Raw genomic sequence first — 18,849 nt, 5'->3', positions numbered from 1 at the left:
ATTCCCCCGTGGGACTGGTCGGACATGGTCATACGGCACCCCGGTGCGACTGGTCGAAACGGTCGCGGACGGCGAGGAGCAGCCCGGCGCCGAGCGCCGCCACCCCCGCCGCCACCGCCTGGCCGGCCGCGGTGAACGGCACGAGCACCCCGGCACCGCCCTGGTACGCGTGGGCCGCCAGCAGCAGCGCGACCCAGGCCCCGCCGACGACGGACGGCGCGAGGACCGGCCCGAGCCGGGGCGTCAGCGCCAGCCCGGTCGCGGTGAGCGCGAGGGCCGGCAGCAGCCAGCCGAGCGCGCCGAGCCCGTATCCGGGCAGCGCGAGCGTGGCCAGCCCGGACAGGCCGAGCGCGGCGGCGAGCACGGCGACCGTGCGGATCATCAGCAGGCGGAAGCCGTGCACCGGCGAGACGACCGCCATCTCGTACGTCGGATCGAGCGCGGGCCCGTACGACAGCGCGACCCCCGCGAGCGGCAGCAGCGGGGCCAGGGCCAGGAAGAACCTGTCGGAGTGGATGCCGTGGGCGGTCAGCACCGACATCACCAGCAGCAGCGTCACCGCGGTCAGCCAGGAGCGGCGCAGCACGGGGGTGGCGGCCAGCAGCCGCGCGGTGTGCTCCGCGGCCCCGAGCCGTACCAGCAGCCGCTCGAACAGGCCGGGGCGCGGCGCGTCCAGCTCGGCGTCCAGCCGCTCCCAGGCGCTCTCCAGCTCCCCGGGGTCCCAGGCCCCGGCGAGCACCGCCCGGCAGCGGGCGCACCCGGCCAGATGGGTGTCGGCGGACCACAGCAGCGGGGGCGCCAGCTCCCCGCGCGCATAGGCCAGCAGCTCGTCCTCGGCAACATGCCAGGTCATGTCAGTGCCTCCCGCAGTTGCTTCCGGGCCCGCATGGCGCGGGTCTTGACCGTGCCCGGCGGTATGCCGAGCAGGACGGCCGCCTCGCGGGTGGTCAGGCCGTCGACGACGGTCGCCTGGAGCACCGCCCGCAGCTCCGGCGACAGCCGGACCAGGGCGCCCGCGAGGTCCCCGTGCTCCACCCCCGCGAGCACGCGTTCCTCGGCGGACGCCTCGTCCCGGTGCCGCAGCCGGGCGAGCGCCTGCCGCAGCCGTCCGCGCGCCCCGTCGCCGCGCAGCGCGTCCACCAGCCGGCGCGACCCGATCCGCCACAGCCAGCCCGCGGCGTCACCGTCCTCGCGGTAGCGGGCCTTGCCGTGCCAGATCGCGAGGAACGTCTCCTGTACGACGTCGTCGACGATCCCGGCGTCGGCGCACCGGCCGCGCAGGCGCGCGGTCAGCCAGGGCGCGTACCGCCGGTACAGCTCCTCGAAGGCGCGCCGGTCCCGCTCCGCCGCGACGGCCCGCAGCAGCTCTCCGTCGCTTCTCGTCTCGCTCACGTCACCTCATCGGACCGGGACCGTCGATCGGTTCACGGGGCCCGGGTGAAACTGGTGTCCGACACCCCGCACCGGAGGCAAATCTTCCGCTACCGGAGGCGTCACTTTCGCGATGAGGACTTCCGGGAGCCGCCCTGCGCTATCCCGCACGTCATGTCTCCGTAACCATTGATTCAGCCAGGCTTGCGACGCTCGGCCAATGAAGCCCGCCGTGCCAGAGCCTTCGACGCCCCCCGAGGGGCCCGCGCAGAACGGGGCCGTGACGCTCCCGCCCGCACGTTCCGACGCGCCCGTCACCCCCGCGGCGCGGAAGAATGGACTCATGAGCCAGCAAGACGCCCAGGCACCTGTCCAGCACGCGCAGCCTCCCGTGGGCTCCATCGCCGCACACCGCCCCCACACGGTGGCCGCCACGGTCTCCGATCTGGAACCCGACATCGACGCGGACCTCGACGCGTACGAGGACGCCCAGGGCGACGGTACGTCCCTGCCCCAAGGCCGGTTCCTCGACCGCGAGCGCAGCTGGCTCGCCTTCAACGAACGCGTCCTGGAGCTGGCCGAGGACCCGAACACCCCGCTGCTGGAGCGCGCGAACTTCCTCGCGATCTTCGCGAGCAACCTGGACGAGTTCTTCATGGTCCGCGTCGCCGGCCTGAAGCGCCGTATCGCCACCGGTGTGGCGACCCGGTCCGCCTCCGGGCTCCAGCCCCGCGAGGTGCTGGAGATGATCTGGGCCCGCTCGCGCGAGCTCATGGCCCGGCACGCCGCCTGCTACCACGAGGACGTCGCCCCCGCACTCGCGGAGGAGGGCATCCACCTGGTCCGCTGGCAGGAGCTGGCCGACAAGGAGCAGGCCCGCCTGTTCACCCTGTTCCGGCACCAGATCTTCCCGGTCCTGACGCCGCTGGCCGTCGACCCCGCGCACCCGTTCCCGTACATTTCCGGCCTCTCGCTGAACCTGGCCGTCGTCGTACGCAACCCGGTCAGCGGCCACAAGCACTTCGCGCGCGTGAAGGTGCCGCCGCTGCTGTCCCGCTTCCTGGAGAGCAGCCCCGGCCGGTACGTCCCCATCGAGGATGTCATCGCCGCGCACCTGGAAGAGCTGTTCCCGGGCATGGAGGTCCTGGAGCACCACACCTTCCGGCTCACCCGCAACGAGGACCTGGAGGTCGAGGAGGACGACGCCGAGAACCTCCTGCAGGCCCTGGAGAAGGAGCTCATGCGGCGCCGCTTCGGGCCGCCGGTGCGCCTGGAGGTCGAGGAGTCGATAGACCGCGAGGTCCTCGACCTGCTGGTCCGCGAGCTGAAGATCTCCGAGGCCGAGGTGTACCCGCTGCCCGGCCCGCTGGACCTCACCGGTCTGTTCCGCATCCACGGCCTGGACCGGCCGGAGCTGAAGTACCCGAAGTTCATCGCGGGCACCCACCGTGACCTGGCCGAGGTCGAGTCGGCGTCGGCGCCGGACATCTTCGCCGCCCTGCGCCAGCGCGATGTGCTCCTGCACCACCCGTACGACTCCTTCTCGACGTCCGTGCAGGCCTTCATCGAGCAGGCGGCCGAGGACCCGGACGTCCTCGCGATCAAGCAGACCCTGTACCGCACCTCCGGTGACTCGCCGATAGTCAACGCGCTGATAGACGCCGCCGAGGCCGGCAAACAGGTCCTGGTCCTGGTCGAGATCAAGGCCCGCTTCGACGAGCACGCCAACATCAAGTGGGCGAAGAAGCTGGAGGAGGCCGGCTGCCATGTCGTCTACGGCCTGGTCGGTCTGAAGACGCACTGCAAGCTGTCCCTGGTGGTCCGCCAGGAGGGCGACACCCTGCGCCGCTACAGCCATGTCGGCACGGGCAACTACCACCCGAAGACGGCTCGCCTGTACGAGGACCTGGGCCTGCTCACGGCCGACCCGCAGGTCGGCGCGGACCTCTCCGACCTGTTCAACCGGCTGTCCGGCTACTCGCGCCGCGAGACCTACCGCCGCCTGCTGGTGGCCCCCAAGTCCCTGCGCGACGGTCTGGTCTCCCGGATCAACAAGGAGGTCGAGCACCACCGCGCGGGCCGTCCGGCCTTCGTCCGCATCAAGGTCAACTCGATGGTCGACGAGGCGGTCATCGACGCCCTGTACCACGCGTCCCAGGCCGGGGTGCCGGTGGATGTCTGGGTGCGCGGCATCTGCGCGATCCGCCCCGGCGTCCCCGGCCTGTCCGAGAACATCCAGGTCCGCTCGGTCCTCGGCCGCTTCCTGGAACACTCCCGGGTGTTCGTCTTCGGCAACGGCGGCGAGCCCGAGGTGTGGATCGGCAGCGCCGACATGATGCACCGCAACCTCGACCGCCGGATCGAGGCCCTGGTCCGCGTCGTCGACCCGGCGCACCGGGCGGCCCTGAACCGGCTCCTCGACACCGGCATGTCCGACTCGACCTCCTCCTGGCACCTCGGCCCCGACGGCGAGTGGATCCGGCACGCGACCGACGCGGACGGACAGCCCCTGCGCAACGTCCAGGAGATGCTCATAGACGCCCGGAGGCGCCGGCGTGGCACAGCAACACCTTGACCCGACGGACCCCACGGCCGGGGTGGTGACGGGGGACGCTCTCGGGGCGTATCTGCGCGCCCAGGCCACGGAGTTCCTGCGCGCCCTGCGCCTGCACCGCGAGACCGGCGGTGCGGGCGGGAGCGCCTCCGCGCGCGATCGCTCGGGCGCGGGCACGGGCGCGGGCACGCGGGAGAACGGCACGCAGGACTCCGTCGACGCGGCGCGCGCCCTGCGCCGCTCGGCCCGCCGCGTCAGCGGCAGCCTGCACACCTTCCGCCCCCTGCTCGATGCCGACTGGTCCGAGGAGATGCGCCCCGAACTGGCGTGGCTCTCCGGCACGCTGGGCCTGGAACACTCCTACGAGGCGCGCCTGGAAAGACTGCTGCTGGCGTTGCACCGGCTGTCGGGGGCGACGGGATTTCCCGGTCAGGCGATGCCCGTCGACGCGGCGGCAAACGTCCCGGCACCTTCCGGCGCCCACGCGAGTCCCGCACCGGAACGCGGCAACCTCACGGTGGGCGCGGCCAAGGCCGGCGCCCTGCTGGAACGCCAGCTGACCCTCGCCCGCACCCGCGCCCACTCCACGGCGCTCCAGGCCCTGGGCTCGTCCCGCTTCCACGCCGTCGCCGACAAGGTCGCCGTGCTGGCCAGCGAGGTCCCGCTCACCCCCAGCGCCCCGGCCACCGATCTGCGCTCCCTGTCAGCCGCTGCGGAGGAACGGCTGACGGACGCCATCGCGGCTCTCCCCCTGGTCACCGCGGGCCACCCGTACAACGCGGAGGCCCTCGTCCACGGCCTGTCCCCGGACCCGTCCCCCCACCCCCAGGACGGCCCCTGGCACCAGGTCCGGCTGCTGCTGCGGCTGCACCGCTACGCCCAGGAGGTGCTGCACGAAGGCACCGCCCCCGTGGACGTACGCCTGCTGGCGGCGGGCGAGGCGCTGAACCGGCACCGAGACGCCTCGGAGGCCGCCGCGGCGGCGGCCCAGGCCGCCCGCACCCCGCGGATCGCCCCGGCGACGGCGTACGCGCTCGGCGTGCTGCACGCCGATCAGCGGCACGAGGTGGAGGCGGCCAGGTTCGCCTTCCAGCAGGCCTGGCAGAAGCAGACCGTCAGCACACCTTGAGTTCCCACGAGGAGGCGGTGTGAACGACACTCTGGTGCGAGCGGCCGGCTGCGTCCTGTGGCGCCGCTCGCCCATCTCCGGTGACCTGGAGATATGTCTGGTCCACCGGCCGAAGTACGACGACTGGTCGCACCCGAAGGGCAAGCTCAAGCACGGCGAGGACGCGCTCGCGGGCGCCCTTCGGGAGGTCGCGGAGGAGACCGGGTACACGGCCGAGCCGGGTACGGAACTGCAGACCCTGCGCTATCTCGCCAACGGCCGCCCCAAGCAGGTGCGTTACTGGGCGGCCGAGGCGGCCGGCGGCCGCTTCACCCCGAACGCGGAGGTGGACCGGATCCTCTGGCTCTCCCCCGCAGCCGCGCGCAGCCGCCTCACCCAGCCCCGCGACCGGGACCTGGTGGAGGACGTCGTTCACAGACTGGCGGTGTGAGTCTCCGCGTCCGTGCGGGCCTGGCTGCGGGCTCTGCGGGCGGGGCCGCTCCAGCCGCAGCTGCACCGGGCCACACAGAAGCGGCCCTGCTCACTCGTCGTCGTGAGGTGTTCCTGCCCGGGCCGGGCACGCTCCGGCCCGTCCTGCTGTGCCGCGCTGACTACCACCCTGACAACGTTACCCACCCCGCGCCGAAAGGGCTCATGGGGCGCTCGTACGGCGCTCATGCGGCTGCCCCCGCCCCGTCCCCGCCCCCTGGCGACGCGTGACGGCGCCCCCTACCCGTCGTTAACCGGACAGGGGCCCGTGACGGACGTACCGGCTGGGGAGGCAGGCGATGGATCGGCGGCAGCACAGGAACGCGGGCAGGACGGTCGTCGCGGTCGGCATCATGCTCGGCCTGGGGGCGGGGGCGACGGGGTGTTCCGGCACCGGGGCCGCCGCCGAGGACGCCAGGGGCGGGGGCGATCCGGTCGCCGTACTGCACCGGGCCGCCGACACGCTCGGCCGCGCGGACACGTCCAAGGCCACGACCTCCATGGAGATGGCCACGGGCGGCACCCGGGTCACCATCCGCGGCCAGGGCGTCTACGACTTCCGGCACCGGCTCGGCCGGCTCACGGTGGTCCTGCCCGAGGACCCGGCGGGCACCGCCGAGCACCAGCCGATCACCGAACTCCTCGCTCCCGGCGCCCTGTTCATGAAGAACCGGGGTGCGGGGGTGCCCGCCGACAAGTGGGTGCGGGTGGACACCGCCACCCTGTCCGACGGCAATCTGGTCACCGGCGGCGCGACCGATCCGTACGCGGCGGCCGAGGTGCTGCGCGGGACGCGGACGGCGACGTACGTCGGCAGGACCGAGGTCGGCGGGACCGCGGTGCGGCACTACCGGGGCACGGCGGATCTGCGCAGCGCGGCCCGCCAGGCCTCCGCCGAGAACAGGGAACCGCTGGCCGTGGCGGCGAAAGGGTTCGCCACGGCCGAGGTTCCGTTCGATGTCTACCTCGACGACCAGGGCCGCGTCCGCAAGCTCAGACAGCACTTCAGCTTTGTCAACGGCCGGCAGAAGACACCGGTGGCGGTCGCCTCGACGACCCTGCTGTACGCCTTCGGCACCCGCGCGGACGTACGGCTGCCGCGCCCGGCGGACATCTACGCGGGCCGGATCGCCGAGGACGGCGGCGACGGGCACTAGTCCGGGGTGCCACCCCGTAAGTAGCCCGTCCGTGCCATGCGCGGTGTGTAGAGCGCTGCCTACTCTAGGAAGTCGGTGACTGTGGAGAAGAGGTGAGGCAAGTGGCTCCGGTCGGCGGTACGGCGGTGCAGGACCATGTGGCCCTCGCCGAGATCGAGCTGTGCGGAGAGCTGATCATCGCGGCCTCCGCGGCCGAGGACCGGCTCAGCCTGGAGAGCATCGACGAGGTGCTGCGGGTGGCCGAGGAGCGGCAGGACTGAACCGCGCGCTCAGGTGCGCAGCAGCCGGCCGATCGCCTTCGTGGCCTCTTCCACCTTCGCGTCGATCTCGTTGCCCCCCTTGAGCGCCGCGTCGGCCACGCAGTGCCGCAGATGCTCCTCCAGCAGCTGCAGCGCGAAGGACTGCAGCGCCTTGGTGGAGGCGGAGACCTGGGTGAGTATGTCGATGCAGTAGGTGTCCTCGTCGACCATCCGCTGCAGCCCGCGGATCTGCCCCTCGATCCGGCGCAGCCGCTTGAGGTGCTCGTCCTTCTGCTTGTGGTAACCGTGCGTCTGCTGCACGGGCTCACTCGGGGTCCCGGAGGGTGCCGCGGCGCCGGCCTCGGTCGTCGTCATTGCGATCCTCCATATCGGTACGAGCGATGACTCGGTACAAGCGGTGACTCGATACGAGCGGTGAATAGATACCCCTGGTGGGTATATGGTAACGAACTTTGCGGGGTAAGGAGCCCTTGGTGCGCCCCCGTGCTGATCACTCTGCCCGATGGGCGACACTGGGATGCGGCCCATTAGCCGTGGCCGGATGATGCGCCTAGCATCAGCCTGACCGAAACCGAAGCACCCCGAGGACCCCACGTGCGCTTTCGTCTGACCCCCAGGGAGACGAGCTTCTATGACATGTTTGCCGCATCCGCGGACAACATCGTCACCGGCTCGAAACTCCTGATGGAACTGCTCGGGGCGGACGCACCTGCCCGGGCCGAGATCGCAGAGCGTATGCGGGCCGCGGAACACGCGGGTGACGACGCCACGCACGCGATCTTCCACCAGCTGAACTCCTCGTTCATCACGCCGTTCGACCGCGAGGACATCTACTCCCTCGCATCCTCCCTCGACGACATCATGGACTTCATGGAGGAGGCCGTCGACCTGGTCGTCCTCTACAACGTCGAGGAACTGCCGAAGGGCGTCGAGCAGCAGATCGAGGTGCTGGCCCGGGCGGCCGAGCTGACGGCCGAGGCGATGCCGCATCTGCGCACCCTGGACAACCTCACGGAGTACTGGATCGAGGTCAACCGGCTGGAGAACCAGGCGGACCAGATCCACCGCAAGCTGCTGGCCCACCTCTTCAACGGCAAGTACGACGCGATCGAGGTGCTCAAGCTGAAGCAGATCGTGGACGTCCTGGAAGAGGCGGCGGACGCGTTCGAGCACGTGGCGAACACGGTGGAGACCATCGCCGTCAAGGAGTCCTGAGGCGTCGATGGACACCTTCGCCCTGGTCGTGACCATCGCGGTCGCGCTCTTCTTCACCTATACGAACGGCTTCCACGACTCGGCGAACGCGATCGCGACGTCGGTGTCGACGCGGGCGCTGACCCCGCGGGCGGCTCTCGCCATGGCGGCGGTGATGAACCTCGCCGGTGCCTTCCTGGGCTCGGGCGTCGCCAAGACGGTCAGCGAGGGCTTGATCGCGACGCCCTCCGGCTCCACGGGGATGGGCATCCTCTTCTCGGCGCTCATCGGCGCCATCGCCTGGAACCTGCTCACCTGGTACTTCGGGCTGCCGTCCTCCTCCTCCCACGCCCTGTTCGGCGGCCTGGTGGGCGCGGCCCTGGCAGGCGGTACGGCGGTCCACTGGAACGGCGTGATCGACAAGATCATCATCCCGATGTTCCTGTCCCCGGTGGTCGGCCTGATCGGCGGCTACCTGGTCATGACGGCCATCATGTGGCTGTTCCGCCGCTCCAACCCGCACAAGGCGAAGCGCGGCTTCCGCATAGCGCAAACGGTCTCGGCCGCCGGAATGGCCCTCGGTCACGGCCTCCAGGACGCCCAGAAAACCATGGGTGTCGTCGTCATGGCACTGGTGATTTCCGGCCATGAGACGTTCGGCGACCCGATCCCGGTCTGGGTGAAACTGGTCTCCGCGATCATGCTGTCCCTGGGCACCTACGCGGGCGGCTGGCGCATCATGCGCACGCTGGGCCGCAAGATCATCGAACTGGACCCCCCGCAGGGCTTCGCGGCGGAGGCCACGGGTGCCTCGATCATGTTCGGCACGGCGTTCCTCTTCAAGGCGCCGATCTCCACGACCCATGTCATCACCTCGGCGATCATGGGCGTCGGCGCGACCAAGCGCGTCAACGCCGTCCGCTGGGGCGTGGCCAAGAACATCGTCCTGGGCTGGTTCATCACGATGCCGGCAGCGGCGCTGGTCGCTGCGCTGGCCTTCGGAATCGTGAAGCTGACGGCGCTCTGACCGCCTTTCTTTTCGCCCACCCACCCGTCTCGGCCCGCTGCGAAGCGAGGCCGGGGCGGGTGGGTTGTTTTGCCGGCCGTGCCCGCTTCGAGGCAACTCGTTGACTCATGCGAGTGCTCATTGCGCGGCTGCGCAGAACTGCACGTATTCGATCGTCGCGCCTCCGGGGTGCCGCACGGTCAGATTGCGACCGGTGGGGACCTCGTTGGGTCCGTCGAGAATCTTCCCGCCGTGTTGTTCGGTGACGCGCAGGACCTGCTCCAGGGACTCAACGATCGTGGTGGCGTGGGTGCCGCGGTAGGGGGCGAGGGCTTCCTCCGAACCCGCGAGAAGCAGATAGCCGCCGACGCTCGCGAGGTCCAGGTCGCGGTAGGTGAACCGGAGCCGTGGCTGCTCTCCCGTGAGCTCGACGAAGGTCGGCAGCGCCACAGCCAGGTCGTCGACGTAGACACGGGCAAGGGTGGCGAGCACAGTCACGGTCATCTCCTAGATCATTTCGACTTTCCCGAAACGTCGAAGCGACCTGCATACTACGGGTGCCATGCGGGCGAAGACGAGGAGGGCCAGTGGGACAGCCCGATCATGCGGACGTGGACTTGGCTGTAGTGCTCCATGCCCTGGGCGATCCGGTTCGGCTGACGCTGGTACGCCGGATGGCCGAGGACGGTGAGAGTGCGTGCAGCCCGGACGGCGTGGACGCGCCCAGATCAACTCTGTCCAATCATTGGCGGATCCTGCGCGAAGCCGGAATCACCCAGACCCGTCGGGCAGGAAAGGCCCGTCTGATGACTCTGCGTCGCGCCGAGCTCGATGCCCGGTTCCCGGGACTCCTTGCCGCCGTGTTGGCCGAGGACAGGCGATGAGTGCCACAGCTGGTCCGGCCTTCACCGCCACCGTTCTCAAGACGCGAGCACTCTGACTCGTGCCAGTGCCGGGTCAGGCAGGGTTCGCCCCGCCGATGACCGCCATGGAGGTTTCGCCACATGGCCCGCAGCCCGTGTGGCGAAACCCAGACATCGTGGGTGGTGAGGTCAGTGGAGGGTGACCGTGAACACGGGGGACACCGCACCACCGCCGACCACACGGAACTGCTTCTTGCCCTTGGCGCCCAGCTTGTCCCGCATTGCGTATGACGTTGCGTATGAGCCGTCCTGGGCAACGGCGGCTGCAGCGGGCAGGCTGACCCACTTGGCACCCTGCTTGTTCTGGAGCGTCACCTTGGTGCTGGGCTTGAGGCCGGTCGACGTACCGGCGATCCTGAACGCCTCCCTCGCCTCGACGGTGCTGACGCTGGGCTTGGCGGTCAGTGTCGCCTTTTGCGATACGGCACTGGCCCTCTGCGTGGTGGCCAGAGGGGCTCCGACTGCGGCGGTGGCACCCCCCGCCAGGAGAATGACGCCGAGAGTGCTTGCAGCGGCAAGACGGTACGCACGGTTCATTGTGATTTCCTATCCAGTGCCTGGCGTTGAGGTTTTCCTCGATGACAACAACGCCGGGCACGGCCGGTCAGTAGCTGCGCCGTACGAATGGTTCCCACACAATGCCGCCAGGGACCAGACGACGCCGAAGGCGCTCGCGCACAGTTTCACGACAGTCGGGTCATCAGTGAATTCTTCGTCATCCGGCACGAGTTCACCGTCGCCGGTCATTGCCCGGCAGGGCCAGTCTGGAGGCACGGCGGCGAGGCAGCCGGCGCACTCGCTCGCCCGCCGCCACGGTGGGGCCCGTCAGGTGATGCTCAAACCTGATGTAGTCCGACACCGGCTCCGACACGATCCGCGCCCTGCGCACCTCGATCCCCTGGCCCACCAGGTCGGCGATCAGCCGCAACCACGGACGACTCTCCGGGTCGCTCTCGGCCGGGTCGTTCCTGACGCCCTGCTGCCAGGCTGCGAACCGCGGATCGGAACGCATGTACCCGTCGCTCTATACCCCCCCTCTTCGAGGCCCCGAATCGGCGCTGAGCGTCAGTCCGCGTACTGCGGGTAATAGGTGCGCTTCGGGGCGATCTGCGCGGCGGTGAGTGCTGGCACCGTGAGGTTGCCGGTGACCAGCACGTCTTGGTTGCACCAGGAGCTGGCAAGCTTCACGAGCCAGCCGCCGGGCTCCATCACCCAATCAGCGTCGGAGAGCATCACGACAGCGTCGCTGCCGCAGATGAACGCTCGGGATGCCTGCGAGACAATCCACTCGGCCTTTCTGGTATCCGTCGCCCCGTCGTTGTGACACCTCTCCGCCATCTTCCAGAGCAAACGCCACCCGACAAGTGGCCGGTCTCAGCAGCAGGGGCCGTCGCCGCAGCACGCCGGTTCATTGCACTCAGCCCTGGTGCCCCACAGCGACTCGTCGACCTCGAAGCCGTGGGCGCGAATTTTGGCCACGACGTCCGCCATCGTGGACCTGTCCCGGTACCGGGACTTGGGGGCGTGGTGGATGAACCGGCCGTACCGTGTCCGGCAGAACTCGGCGTACTCCTCCGTGTGGAGCATGAAGGTGTGCCACCCCGGATCCACGAGCCTGGAGGGTGACATGGCCTCACCGGTCCGGCCCATGACTTCCACGAACGCCAGGGCCTCGCTCGTGATCCGCTCAGCCATGGACCACTCGTGCCCGTACTCCTCGGCGCGGAAGTCCGCCAGCCGTGCGAACAGCTCGGGCGACACGAGTTCCCGGCCGTGCCGCAGGGCGACGACCGGCCTTTCAGATGCCACAGTCATGCGGAGGTCCTCTTTTCCACCAGATCTGATGCGTACGGGCCGCCGCAGGCCGGAACGGCTGCGCCTTGCCGCTCTGCGTGACCATCGGGCGCGTGATCGCGGATGTTCGTGGCGTGCTTGGCGGCCAGCGTGATGTCGCCGAGTTCCTTGGCCTCGTGAAGGCGCTGCCACTCGGACTGGCAGGTCTCGCAGTCAGCGATGGGAGCGCAGTCCAGGAGCCAGGCGTTGAAGCCGACCGGAAGATCAATAGGACGCGGGTCGGGGCACGTCTGCCGGGTTCTGACCATGGTGCCCAGGCTGGAACTGCGATGGACTTGCGGTCGATGAGCTTCTACGGACTTGCGCGGCGGTCACCCAAGGGCATCGATGGCAGTAGTGATGAGCGATCTGGCCTGTACGCCGTACACCGCGATGGCGGACAGCTCCGCGAAAGTCCTGGCGTATTCGGCGATCTCACCGGGCTGGGTGACCGTCAGGTGAGCGGAGACCAGTTCCACGTTGACCTGCGCATCGTCGTACATGGTGAACGACTCGACGGGCCATCCGGCGCCACGTGGCGTGCCGAGAGGAATGACGCCCAGGCTGACCGACGGCAGCGAAGCGACGGAGATGAGGTGGCCGAGTGCTCCGGCCATGGTGTCGCTGTCGCCGATGACCGTGCGCAGTACCCATTCCTCGACGAGCATCGCGAATCGGTGGTCGCCGGAGTGCAGGATGCGCTGGCGGTCCATTCGGACGGCTACGGCGTCATCGATGTCGTCGGGCACGTCCCGCAACTGCGCCACGGTGCTCAACACGGCCCGCGTGTACCCGGCCGACTGGAGCAGGCCTGGGATCACCCACGACTGGTAGACGCGGAAGCGCCGCGTGCGCTCGAACAGAGGCGCCACTGATTGCTGGACGCGCTTCAGGCCCGCCCGCTCCATACGCCGCCACTGGATGTACGCACCTTCTATCCCGCGTGCCGTGGCGATGAGGTCTGCGGTCTCGTCCCTGGCAGCACAGTGGGCCGTGTACGTGCGGATGTCAGCATCGGACGGCAGCGTGTGCCCATTCTCAAGACGCGAACACTTGGACTCGTGCCAGCCGGCACGCCGTGCCAGCTCTCGCGCCGTGAGGCCGGCGCCCTTGCGGATCTCGCGCAGACGCCGGCCGAGAGCCTGCCGTGCTTGCTTAGCACTGGATGAGGTCACGCCGGGGATCGTGGATCAGGTGAGCTGGTAGTCCGCGTGCGGCACTGCCAGGGACCAGACGGCGTCGAAGGCGCTCGCGCACAGTTTCACGACCGTCAGGTCGTCGGTGAACTCCTCGTCATCAGGGGCTAGTTCGCCATCCCCCGCAAAGTGATGGAAGACCACCGAGCTGTCGTCGAACAGCCAGAAGTCATTGCCCGGCAGAGCCAGTCTGGAGGCGCGACGGCGAGGCAACCAGCGCACCTGCTCGCCCGCCGCCACGGTCGGGCCCGTCAGGTGATGCTCAAACCTGATGTAGTCCGACACCGGCTCCGACACGATCCGCGCCCTGCGCACCTCGACCCCTTGGCCCACCAGGTCGGCGATCAGCCGCAACCACGGACGACTCTCCGGGTCACTCTCGGCCGGGTCGTTCCTGACGCCCTGCTGCCAGGCTGCGAACCGGGGATCGGAACGCATGTATCCGTCGCGCATCTCCAGGTGCACGGCGGCACGGGTACAGCCCCTGAGCCGCTCCTCAAGCATCGGCATCGCCACCGCTGTTCACCTCCAGGAAGAACTGCACCATGCGTCGAGGGATCTCTACGACGTCTTCATGGCCAGGTAGATCCAATTGTGAGCGCCTGTCCTCGTCGGTCACCTTCCAGCCCTGGACCAAGTAGGTGTCTTTCTCGTCGTCCAGGTAAACGGTCGGCGACTTGCCTTCAGGGTTCTCAGGGTCCTGTCCCAGCTTGCGCAGCGCCATGCCTGGCCTCCTTTGACCGTGGTGAGCGATCACCGGGACGAGCTTGCAGGGTGAGAGGCTGCCGCCGCCACGAACGTGCGCGAACTTCTACGAGGCCGTGGTGTCTGCCGCGTACCGGAGGAACTTCATCCAGGTGGAGGGGGAGGCGGTCAGGTGGGGGGCAGTGGGGGTCTTGGAGTCGCGGATGTGGATCGTAGTGGGGGTGGGGGATATTTCGACGCAGTTGGACGCGTCGGGGCTGTACGAGGACTTCTTCCAGTGGAGTTCGGACACGGTTACCTCAGACGGTCTGGGCGATGCGGTGAATCAGGTCACGGGACTCAACGGGTTTGAGGGAGTTCGCCTCCATGCGATCAAGGACGAGGCGGTACTTCTCCAACTGGGCCTCGGCATCCAGGAACTCACAGCCGTGGTGAGTGTCCAGCTGAACAGTGTCGAGCTGAGGCACCGGACCCAACAGATAGTCGACGGACTGTCCTGTGCCGGGGAAGCAGCCCTTGCCGAAAGGGATGATCCGCACGGTCACGTTCTCCAACTCGCTCATGTCCAGCACATGCTTGAGCTGAGCGCGCACCGTGGCAGAGCCGCCGTATCCCATGTGCAAGGCGCACTCGTGGATCACCGCCGTGTACGAGGGCGGGGTGTCCCGGTGCATGATCTCCTGCCGCTTGATCCGGTGACTGACCCGATGCTCGATCTCGTAGGGGCGCAGTGGCGGTACCGCCTCCTGGAACAGGGCACGAGCGTGATCGACCGTCTGAAGCATGGCTGGGATGTGGATGACCAGAGCAACCCGCAGCGCTGCCGCGTGGTACTCCAGCTCGGCAAGGTCGATCAGGCCGACCGGCAGGTGATCGCGGTAGCTGTCCCACCAGCCATGAGTCTGCCGCTGCGTCATCGCGGCAAGGGCATCCGCCAGGGCGGCGTCCGTGCAGTCGTAGGCGCGTGCGAGGGAGCGGACACGCTCGGCACTGAGAGGGCTCCGCCCGGTCTCGATCATGCTGATACGCCCCTGGTTGACGCCGAGCCGCGTGGCAGCGGCAGTAGCCGTAAGGCCCGCTCGCTCGCGAAGCTTTCGCAGTTCAGCGCCCAGGCGCCGTTGGCGCAGGGTGGGGGTGCTGCTCGGTGGCAAAGGGCCTCCTTCCAGTCGACGACTCGACGCTCCGGTACCTCACACGAGGTAATCGCTGATGAATTTCTCTCCATTCACTGAGAAGTATCTCAAGGCTGCGCTAGCGTACACATCGCCGCCCAACTCCCCCCATCCATAAGCCGGAAGCGCACCTCCCCAGGCAGAGCCACCGCCGGGCGGAGTCGTTGAGCGAGCCCGAAGTCCCTTCTCTCACCGGAGGTTTTCATGGGCACCGTATCCCTGCCCGACACCTGGGTGTACGCCCTTCGCCTGCCTCATGATCCGCGCGCGGCACGCGTCGCACGTATGACCGTACGGGCCGTTCTGAGCGGGCACGGGAGATCCGAAGTTCTGGACAGCGTCGAGCTGTTGGTGTCAGAGCTGGTGAGCAATGCCTACCGGCACACCCGCAGCCCGGCCTCCCTACGGCTCACCGCCCTGGCGGACGGGCGGATCCGGGTCGGGGTGTGGGACAGGCATCCGCGCGTCCCCGCGCCCTTCGGGGAGCCGCCCCGGGACCGGGTTCCGCCCGCTCCGGTCGACGTCGAGGAGGGGCGTGGGCTGCACCTCGTACAGGAATACGCCGACTCGTGGGGCGGCCTGGCCCTCGGGGACAGCCCGCTGGACCGAGGCGCCGGGAAGCTGCTGTGGTTCGAGGTGGGCGGGCAGAGGGCCGTAGACCCACGGATGTCCGGTGTCTGACAGGACCTCACAGCCGACCGAGTCGGATGGGCGGGTGGGTAAAAGGGGGAAACACGGCCCGAGCCAAGCGCGGCGAACGCGCAGCGGGCCCGCCCCCGGGAGCCAGGGGCGGGCCCTCTTGCGTCCTCGCGGTGGCACCGCCATGCAGCACCGCGAGGGGTCTATGACGCCGGCGTCAGTGACACCGGCGGCGGCTCAGCCGAAGCGGCCGGAGATGTAGTCCTCCGTGGCCTGGACCGACGGGTTGGAGAAGATCCGCTCGGTGTCGTCGATCTCGATCAGGCGGCCCGGCTGGCCGACCGCGGACAGGTTGAAGAACGCCGTACGGTCGGAGACACGCGCGGCCTGCTGCATGTTGTGCGTCACGATGACGATCGTGAAGCGCTCCTTCAGCTCGCCGATCAGGTCCTCGATGGCGAGGGTGGAGATCGGGTCCAGGGCGGAGCAGGGCTCGTCCATGAGGAGGACCTTCGGCTCGACCGCGATCGCGCGGGCGATGCACAGGCGCTGCTGCTGGCCGCCGGAGAGGCCGGAGCCCGGCTTGTTCAGGCGGTCCTTGACCTCGTTCCAGAGGTTCGCGCCCTTGAGCGACTTCTCGACGATGTCGTTCAGCTGGCTCTTCTTGTAGTTGCCGTTCAGGCGCAGACCCGCCGCCACATTGTCGAAGATCGACATCGTGGGGAAGGGGTTCGGGCGCTGGAACACCATGCCGACCTCACGGCGGACGGACACCGGGTCCACGCCCGCGCCGTACAGGTCCTCGTCGTCCAGCAGCACCTTGCCCTCGACGCGGCCACCGGGGGTGACCTCGTGCATCCGGTTCAGCGTGCGCAGGAACGTCGACTTACCGCAGCCGGAGGGACCGATGAACGCCGTCACCGAACGCGGCTCGACGGTCATCGAGATGTCCTCGATCGCCTTGTGGGAGCCGTAGTAGGCGGTCAGTCCGCTTACGTCGATTCGCTTGGCCATGTCGTTTACTTCACTTCCAGAAATTCAAGCTCGGTCGCTGAGGGGGCCCCGCCCGGCGGAGCCGGAAATTGTCGCCTTAGCGACCGGTCTTCGGGGCCTTCCAGCGGGCGATGCCGCGGGCCACCAGGTTCAGGATCATCACGAAGGCGATCAGCGTGAGAGATGCCGCCCAGGCACGGTCGTAGGCCGCCGTCGAACCCGAGCTGTTCGCGTACTGCTGGTAGATGTACAGCGGCAGCGCCTGCTGGGCACCCGAGAACGGGTTGTTGTTGATGAAGCTGTTGCCCCATACCAGCAGCAGGATCGGGGCCGTCTCGCCGGCGATGCGCGCGATCGCCAGCATGATGCCCGTGGTGATGCCGCCGATCGAGGTCGGCAGGACCACCTTGAGGATCGTGCGCCACTTGGGCACGCCCAGCGCCAGGGACGCCTCACGCAGCTCGTTCGGGACGAGCTTGAGCATCTCCTCCGTGGAGCGGACGACGACCGGCATCATCAGGATGGCCAGGGCCAGCGAGCCGGCGAAGCCGAAGGGCTGCATGTCGAACATCAGCATCAGGCTGAGGATGAACAGACCCGCCACGATGGAGGGGATACCGGTCATCACGTCGACGAAGAACGTGACCGCCTTGGCGAGGCCGCCGCGGCCGTACTCCACCAGGTAGACGGCGGTGAGCACACCGACCGGGGCGCCGATCGCGGTGGCGAGGCCGACCTGCTCCAGGCTGCCGATGATGGCGTGGTAGATACCGCCGCCCGGCTCGGAGTCGGAGACGATGCCCATCGAGTGGGTGAGGAAGTAGGGGTCGAGGACCTTCACACCGCGCTTGACGGTGGTCCAGATCAGCGAGACCAGCGGGATGAGCGCCAGCAGGAAGGCGACCCAGACCAGGGCGGTGACGACGCGGTCCTTGGCCTGCCGCTTGCCCTCGACCTTCGCCGCGACGGCGAAGGTGCCGAAGATGAAGAGCAGTGCGGCGATCAGACCCCACTGGACCTTGCTGTCGAGGCCGGCGCCCGCGCCGATGCCCACGGCGACCACGATGGAGCCGGCGGCGATCGCCCACGGCGACCACTTCGGCAGACTGGCGCTGCGCAGCGTGCTGGGACGCTGTTCGGTGACGTCTGCGGTGCTCATGCGTTGGCCCCCGAGTACTCCTTGCGGCGGGCGATGATCGCACGGGCCGCGCCGTTGACCAGCAGCGTGATGACGAACAGGATCAGACCGGAGGCGATGAGCGCGTCCCGGCCGTCCTGCGTCGCCTCGCCGAACTTGCTGGCGATGTTCTGGGCGAAGGTGCCGCCACCCGGGTTGAGCAGGCTGGCGTGGATGTCGAAGTCCGGGGAGAGCACGGTGGCGACGGCCATGGTCTCGCCGAGCGCGCGGCCGAGGCCGAGCATGGACGCGGAGATCACGCCGGAACGGCCGAAGGGCAGCACGGCCATCCGGATCACCTCCCAGCGCGTGGCGCCGAGGGCGAGGGCGGCTTCCTCGTGCATCTGCGGGACCTGGCGGAAGACCTCACGGCTCACGTTGGTGATGATCGGCAGGATCATGATCGCGAGCAGGATGCCGACGGTCAGCATCGAGCGGGGGGCGCCGCCGTCCCAGGAGAAGATGCCGGTCCAGCCGAAGTAGTGGTTCAGCCAGCCGAACAGGCCGTTCATGTGCGGTACGAGGATCAGGGCGCCCCACAGGCCGTACACGATGGACGGCACGGCGGCGAGCAGGTCGATCACGTACGCGACGGGACCGCTCAGCCTGCGCGGGGCGTAGTGGGTGAGGAACAGCGCGATCGCGACCGCGACCGGCACGGCCAGGGCCATGGCGATGACGGAGGAGACCACCGTGCCGAAGGCCAGGACGGCGATGCCGAAGGTCGGCGGGATGAGGTTGGTGTTCCACTCGAAGGTGGTCAGGAAGTTCCCGTGGTCCTTGCTGATCGCGAGGGAGGCGCGGTAGGTGAGGAAGACCGCGATCGCGGCCATGATCACCAGCAGCAGGATGCCGGAGCCACGGGACAGGCCCAGGAAGACGCGGTCGCCGGGGCGGGACTTGGTGCGCGCGGCACCGTGCTTCCCGACGGCGGCGGGGGTGGGAGGAGATGCGTCGGTTGTTTTGGTCGATATGTCCATCAGGGAGTCTCCGGTCTGCGGAGCCGCTCACCCGGTGGGGTGGGCGGCTCGTGGCGGCGGTGCACCGGACGGTGCGGCCCGGCCCGCGGAAA

Annotated in this window: 26 protein-coding genes and 1 pseudogene; 9 read left to right on the top strand and 18 right to left on the bottom strand. The window is 68.9% G+C overall.

What is annotated here, in order from left to right:
- Nucleotides 1-28 precede the first annotated feature (28 nt).
- Both IE277_RS06375 and IE277_RS06370 read right to left on the bottom strand, forming a co-directional pair.
- The gene (locus IE277_RS06375) at nucleotides 29-853 is read right to left on the bottom strand and encodes a cupin domain-containing protein (protein ID WP_189949339.1); all 825 of its coding nucleotides are present in this window, start codon (nucleotides 851-853) and stop codon (nucleotides 29-31) included.
- Nucleotides 850-1,392 (bottom strand): RNA polymerase sigma factor, encoded by a 543-nt coding sequence (locus tag IE277_RS06370; protein WP_189949337.1) that lies wholly within the window; start codon nucleotides 1,390-1,392, stop codon nucleotides 850-852. The genes IE277_RS06375 and IE277_RS06370 overlap by 4 nt, the downstream gene beginning before the upstream one ends.
- 199 nt (nucleotides 1,393-1,591) lie before the next feature.
- Between IE277_RS06370 and IE277_RS06365 the strand changes: the two genes are divergently transcribed.
- The 5 genes from IE277_RS06365 (at nucleotide 1,592) to IE277_RS06345 (ending at nucleotide 6,939) form a co-directional block, all read left to right on the top strand.
- Entirely contained in the window at nucleotides 1,592-3,946 is a 2,355-nt protein-coding gene (locus tag IE277_RS06365) for an RNA degradosome polyphosphate kinase (protein ID WP_189949335.1), read from the top strand.
- Nucleotides 3,927-5,054, top strand: coding sequence for a CHAD domain-containing protein (locus IE277_RS06360; RefSeq protein ID WP_189949334.1), 1,128 nt, complete (start codon nucleotides 3,927-3,929; stop codon nucleotides 5,052-5,054). The genes IE277_RS06365 and IE277_RS06360 overlap by 20 nt, the downstream gene beginning before the upstream one ends.
- A 19-nt stretch (nucleotides 5,055-5,073) precedes the next feature.
- Entirely contained in the window at nucleotides 5,074-5,484 is a 411-nt protein-coding gene (locus tag IE277_RS06355; RefSeq protein WP_189949332.1) for an NUDIX hydrolase, read from the top strand.
- Between the two features lie 337 nt (nucleotides 5,485-5,821).
- Complete coding sequence (locus IE277_RS06350) at nucleotides 5,822-6,679, top strand: SCO4651 family lipoprotein (RefSeq protein WP_189949330.1); 858 nt, start codon at nucleotides 5,822-5,824, stop codon at nucleotides 6,677-6,679.
- Between the two features lie 92 nt (nucleotides 6,680-6,771).
- Nucleotides 6,772-6,939, top strand: coding sequence for a hypothetical protein (locus tag IE277_RS06345; RefSeq protein ID WP_189949328.1), 168 nt, complete (start codon nucleotides 6,772-6,774; stop codon nucleotides 6,937-6,939).
- 9 nt (nucleotides 6,940-6,948) lie between these two features.
- Here the strand turns inward: IE277_RS06345 and IE277_RS06340 are convergent, their stop codons facing one another.
- The gene (locus IE277_RS06340; protein WP_189949326.1) at nucleotides 6,949-7,293 is read right to left on the bottom strand and encodes a metal-sensitive transcriptional regulator; all 345 of its coding nucleotides are present in this window, start codon (nucleotides 7,291-7,293) and stop codon (nucleotides 6,949-6,951) included.
- 240 nt (nucleotides 7,294-7,533) lie between these two features.
- Between IE277_RS06340 and IE277_RS06335 the strand changes: the two genes are divergently transcribed.
- The gene (locus IE277_RS06335) at nucleotides 7,534-8,154 is read left to right on the top strand and encodes a DUF47 domain-containing protein (RefSeq protein ID WP_067120521.1); all 621 of its coding nucleotides are present in this window, start codon (nucleotides 7,534-7,536) and stop codon (nucleotides 8,152-8,154) included.
- A gap of 7 nt (nucleotides 8,155-8,161) precedes the next feature.
- A complete protein-coding gene (locus IE277_RS06330) occupies nucleotides 8,162-9,160 on the top strand; it encodes an inorganic phosphate transporter (RefSeq protein ID WP_189949325.1) in 999 nt (332 codons plus the stop codon).
- A gap of 117 nt (nucleotides 9,161-9,277) precedes the next feature.
- Here the strand turns inward: IE277_RS06330 and IE277_RS06325 are convergent, their stop codons facing one another.
- Nucleotides 9,278-9,643 (bottom strand): hypothetical protein, encoded by a 366-nt coding sequence (locus tag IE277_RS06325; protein ID WP_229880847.1) that lies wholly within the window; start codon nucleotides 9,641-9,643, stop codon nucleotides 9,278-9,280.
- An 83-nt stretch (nucleotides 9,644-9,726) separates the two neighbouring features.
- Between IE277_RS06325 and IE277_RS06320 the strand changes: the two genes are divergently transcribed.
- Complete coding sequence (locus tag IE277_RS06320) at nucleotides 9,727-10,023, top strand: ArsR/SmtB family transcription factor (RefSeq protein WP_189949323.1); 297 nt, start codon at nucleotides 9,727-9,729, stop codon at nucleotides 10,021-10,023.
- A 168-nt stretch (nucleotides 10,024-10,191) separates the two neighbouring features.
- Here the strand turns inward: IE277_RS06320 and IE277_RS06315 are convergent, their stop codons facing one another.
- The 11 genes and pseudogenes from IE277_RS06315 to IE277_RS06270 all read right to left on the bottom strand — a co-directional run bounded on the left by IE277_RS06315 (nucleotide 10,192) and on the right by IE277_RS06270 (nucleotide 14,947).
- Nucleotides 10,192-10,599 carry a hypothetical protein gene (locus IE277_RS06315; RefSeq protein WP_189949321.1) on the bottom strand — a complete coding sequence of 136 codons (408 nt, stop codon included), beginning with the start codon at nucleotides 10,597-10,599 and terminating at the stop codon, nucleotides 10,192-10,194.
- A 193-nt stretch (nucleotides 10,600-10,792) separates the two neighbouring features.
- Complete coding sequence (locus IE277_RS06310; RefSeq protein ID WP_229880845.1) at nucleotides 10,793-11,074, bottom strand: DUF6879 family protein; 282 nt, start codon at nucleotides 11,072-11,074, stop codon at nucleotides 10,793-10,795.
- Nucleotides 11,075-11,127: 53 nt separating this feature from the next.
- Complete coding sequence (locus IE277_RS06305) at nucleotides 11,128-11,412, bottom strand: hypothetical protein (protein ID WP_189949319.1); 285 nt, start codon at nucleotides 11,410-11,412, stop codon at nucleotides 11,128-11,130.
- Nucleotides 11,413-11,436: 24 nt separating this feature from the next.
- On the bottom strand, nucleotides 11,437-11,877 hold the full coding sequence (locus IE277_RS06300; RefSeq protein ID WP_189949318.1) for a UCP032817 domain-containing protein: 441 nt from the start codon (nucleotides 11,875-11,877) through the stop codon (nucleotides 11,437-11,439).
- A complete protein-coding gene (locus tag IE277_RS06295) occupies nucleotides 11,874-12,164 on the bottom strand; it encodes a hypothetical protein (RefSeq protein ID WP_189949316.1) in 291 nt (96 codons plus the stop codon). Before IE277_RS06295 ends, IE277_RS06300 begins: the two co-directional genes overlap by 4 nt.
- A 63-nt stretch (nucleotides 12,165-12,227) precedes the next feature.
- Nucleotides 12,228-12,803 (bottom strand): DUF5753 domain-containing protein, encoded by a 576-nt coding sequence (locus IE277_RS06290; protein WP_308433365.1) that lies wholly within the window; start codon nucleotides 12,801-12,803, stop codon nucleotides 12,228-12,230.
- A gap of 69 nt (nucleotides 12,804-12,872) precedes the next feature.
- Nucleotides 12,873-13,070: pseudogene (locus tag IE277_RS49160) on the bottom strand (helix-turn-helix domain-containing protein); the annotation flags it as partial.
- A 15-nt stretch (nucleotides 13,071-13,085) separates the two neighbouring features.
- Nucleotides 13,086-13,601, bottom strand: a complete 516-nt coding sequence (locus IE277_RS06285) for a DUF6879 family protein (protein WP_189950113.1) — start codon at nucleotides 13,599-13,601, stop codon at nucleotides 13,086-13,088.
- On the bottom strand, nucleotides 13,588-13,815 hold the full coding sequence (locus tag IE277_RS06280; RefSeq protein WP_189949313.1) for a hypothetical protein: 228 nt from the start codon (nucleotides 13,813-13,815) through the stop codon (nucleotides 13,588-13,590). The genes IE277_RS06285 and IE277_RS06280 overlap by 14 nt, the downstream gene beginning before the upstream one ends.
- Nucleotides 13,816-13,902: 87 nt before the next feature.
- Nucleotides 13,903-14,088 (bottom strand): DUF397 domain-containing protein, encoded by a 186-nt coding sequence (locus IE277_RS06275; RefSeq protein WP_189949312.1) that lies wholly within the window; start codon nucleotides 14,086-14,088, stop codon nucleotides 13,903-13,905.
- A gap of 7 nt (nucleotides 14,089-14,095) precedes the next feature.
- Nucleotides 14,096-14,947, bottom strand: coding sequence for a DUF5753 domain-containing protein (locus tag IE277_RS06270; protein WP_189949310.1), 852 nt, complete (start codon nucleotides 14,945-14,947; stop codon nucleotides 14,096-14,098).
- 225 nt (nucleotides 14,948-15,172) lie between these two features.
- On the opposite strand from IE277_RS06270, the gene IE277_RS06265 reads away from it, so the two are divergent.
- Nucleotides 15,173-15,649: an ATP-binding protein gene (locus IE277_RS06265; RefSeq protein ID WP_189949308.1), complete on the top strand. Its 477-nt coding sequence runs from the start codon at nucleotides 15,173-15,175 to the stop codon at nucleotides 15,647-15,649.
- Nucleotides 15,650-15,844: 195 nt separating this feature from the next.
- Here IE277_RS06265 and pstB read toward each other — a convergent pair whose 3' ends face one another.
- From pstB to pstC, 3 genes are all read right to left on the bottom strand, one after another.
- Complete coding sequence (gene pstB, locus IE277_RS06260; protein WP_189949306.1) at nucleotides 15,845-16,621, bottom strand: phosphate ABC transporter ATP-binding protein PstB; 777 nt, start codon at nucleotides 16,619-16,621, stop codon at nucleotides 15,845-15,847.
- Between the two features lie 76 nt (nucleotides 16,622-16,697).
- A complete protein-coding gene (gene pstA / locus IE277_RS06255) occupies nucleotides 16,698-17,759 on the bottom strand; it encodes a phosphate ABC transporter permease PstA (RefSeq protein ID WP_189949304.1) in 1,062 nt (353 codons plus the stop codon).
- Complete coding sequence (pstC, locus tag IE277_RS06250; RefSeq protein WP_189949302.1) at nucleotides 17,756-18,757, bottom strand: phosphate ABC transporter permease subunit PstC; 1,002 nt, start codon at nucleotides 18,755-18,757, stop codon at nucleotides 17,756-17,758. Before pstC ends, pstA begins: the two co-directional genes overlap by 4 nt.
- Nucleotides 18,758-18,849 lie beyond the last annotated feature (92 nt).

Origin of the sequence: Streptomyces alanosinicus, assembly GCF_014650595.1 — a bacterium.
GTDB classification, from domain to species: Bacteria; Actinomycetota; Actinomycetes; order Streptomycetales; family Streptomycetaceae; genus Streptomyces; species Streptomyces alanosinicus.
This window is presented reverse-complemented; position numbering and strand designations above follow the sequence as displayed.

Coding starts and splice junctions, on each gene's coding strand:
- IE277_RS06350 (WP_189949330.1), top strand. CDS start 5,822: ATGGATCGGCGGCAGCACAGGAACGCGGGCAGGACGGTCGTCGCGGTC.
- IE277_RS06295 (WP_189949316.1), bottom strand. CDS start 12,164: ATGGTCAGAACCCGGCAGACGTGCCCCGACCCGCGTCCTATTGATCTT.
- pstA (WP_189949304.1), bottom strand. CDS start 17,759: ATGAGCACCGCAGACGTCACCGAACAGCGTCCCAGCACGCTGCGCAGC.
- IE277_RS06315 (WP_189949321.1), bottom strand. CDS start 10,599: ATGAACCGTGCGTACCGTCTTGCCGCTGCAAGCACTCTCGGCGTCATT.
- IE277_RS06330 (WP_189949325.1), top strand. CDS start 8,162: ATGGACACCTTCGCCCTGGTCGTGACCATCGCGGTCGCGCTCTTCTTC.
- IE277_RS06365 (WP_189949335.1), top strand. CDS start 1,592: ATGAAGCCCGCCGTGCCAGAGCCTTCGACGCCCCCCGAGGGGCCCGCG.
- pstC (WP_189949302.1), bottom strand. CDS start 18,757: ATGGACATATCGACCAAAACAACCGACGCATCTCCTCCCACCCCCGCC.
- IE277_RS06280 (WP_189949313.1), bottom strand. CDS start 13,815: ATGGCGCTGCGCAAGCTGGGACAGGACCCTGAGAACCCTGAAGGCAAG.
- IE277_RS06300 (WP_189949318.1), bottom strand. CDS start 11,877: ATGACTGTGGCATCTGAAAGGCCGGTCGTCGCCCTGCGGCACGGCCGG.
- IE277_RS06265 (WP_189949308.1), top strand. CDS start 15,173: ATGGGCACCGTATCCCTGCCCGACACCTGGGTGTACGCCCTTCGCCTG.
- IE277_RS06340 (WP_189949326.1), bottom strand. CDS start 7,293: ATGACGACGACCGAGGCCGGCGCCGCGGCACCCTCCGGGACCCCGAGT.
- IE277_RS06310 (WP_229880845.1), bottom strand. CDS start 11,074: ATGCGTTCCGATCCGCGGTTCGCAGCCTGGCAGCAGGGCGTCAGGAAC.
- IE277_RS06325 (WP_229880847.1), bottom strand. CDS start 9,643: ATGACCGTGACTGTGCTCGCCACCCTTGCCCGTGTCTACGTCGACGAC.
- IE277_RS06285 (WP_189950113.1), bottom strand. CDS start 13,601: ATGCCGATGCTTGAGGAGCGGCTCAGGGGCTGTACCCGTGCCGCCGTG.
- IE277_RS06290 (WP_308433365.1), bottom strand. CDS start 12,803: ATGGAGCGGGCGGGCCTGAAGCGCGTCCAGCAATCAGTGGCGCCTCTG.
- pstB (WP_189949306.1), bottom strand. CDS start 16,621: ATGGCCAAGCGAATCGACGTAAGCGGACTGACCGCCTACTACGGCTCC.
- IE277_RS06375 (WP_189949339.1), bottom strand. CDS start 853: ATGACCTGGCATGTTGCCGAGGACGAGCTGCTGGCCTATGCGCGCGGG.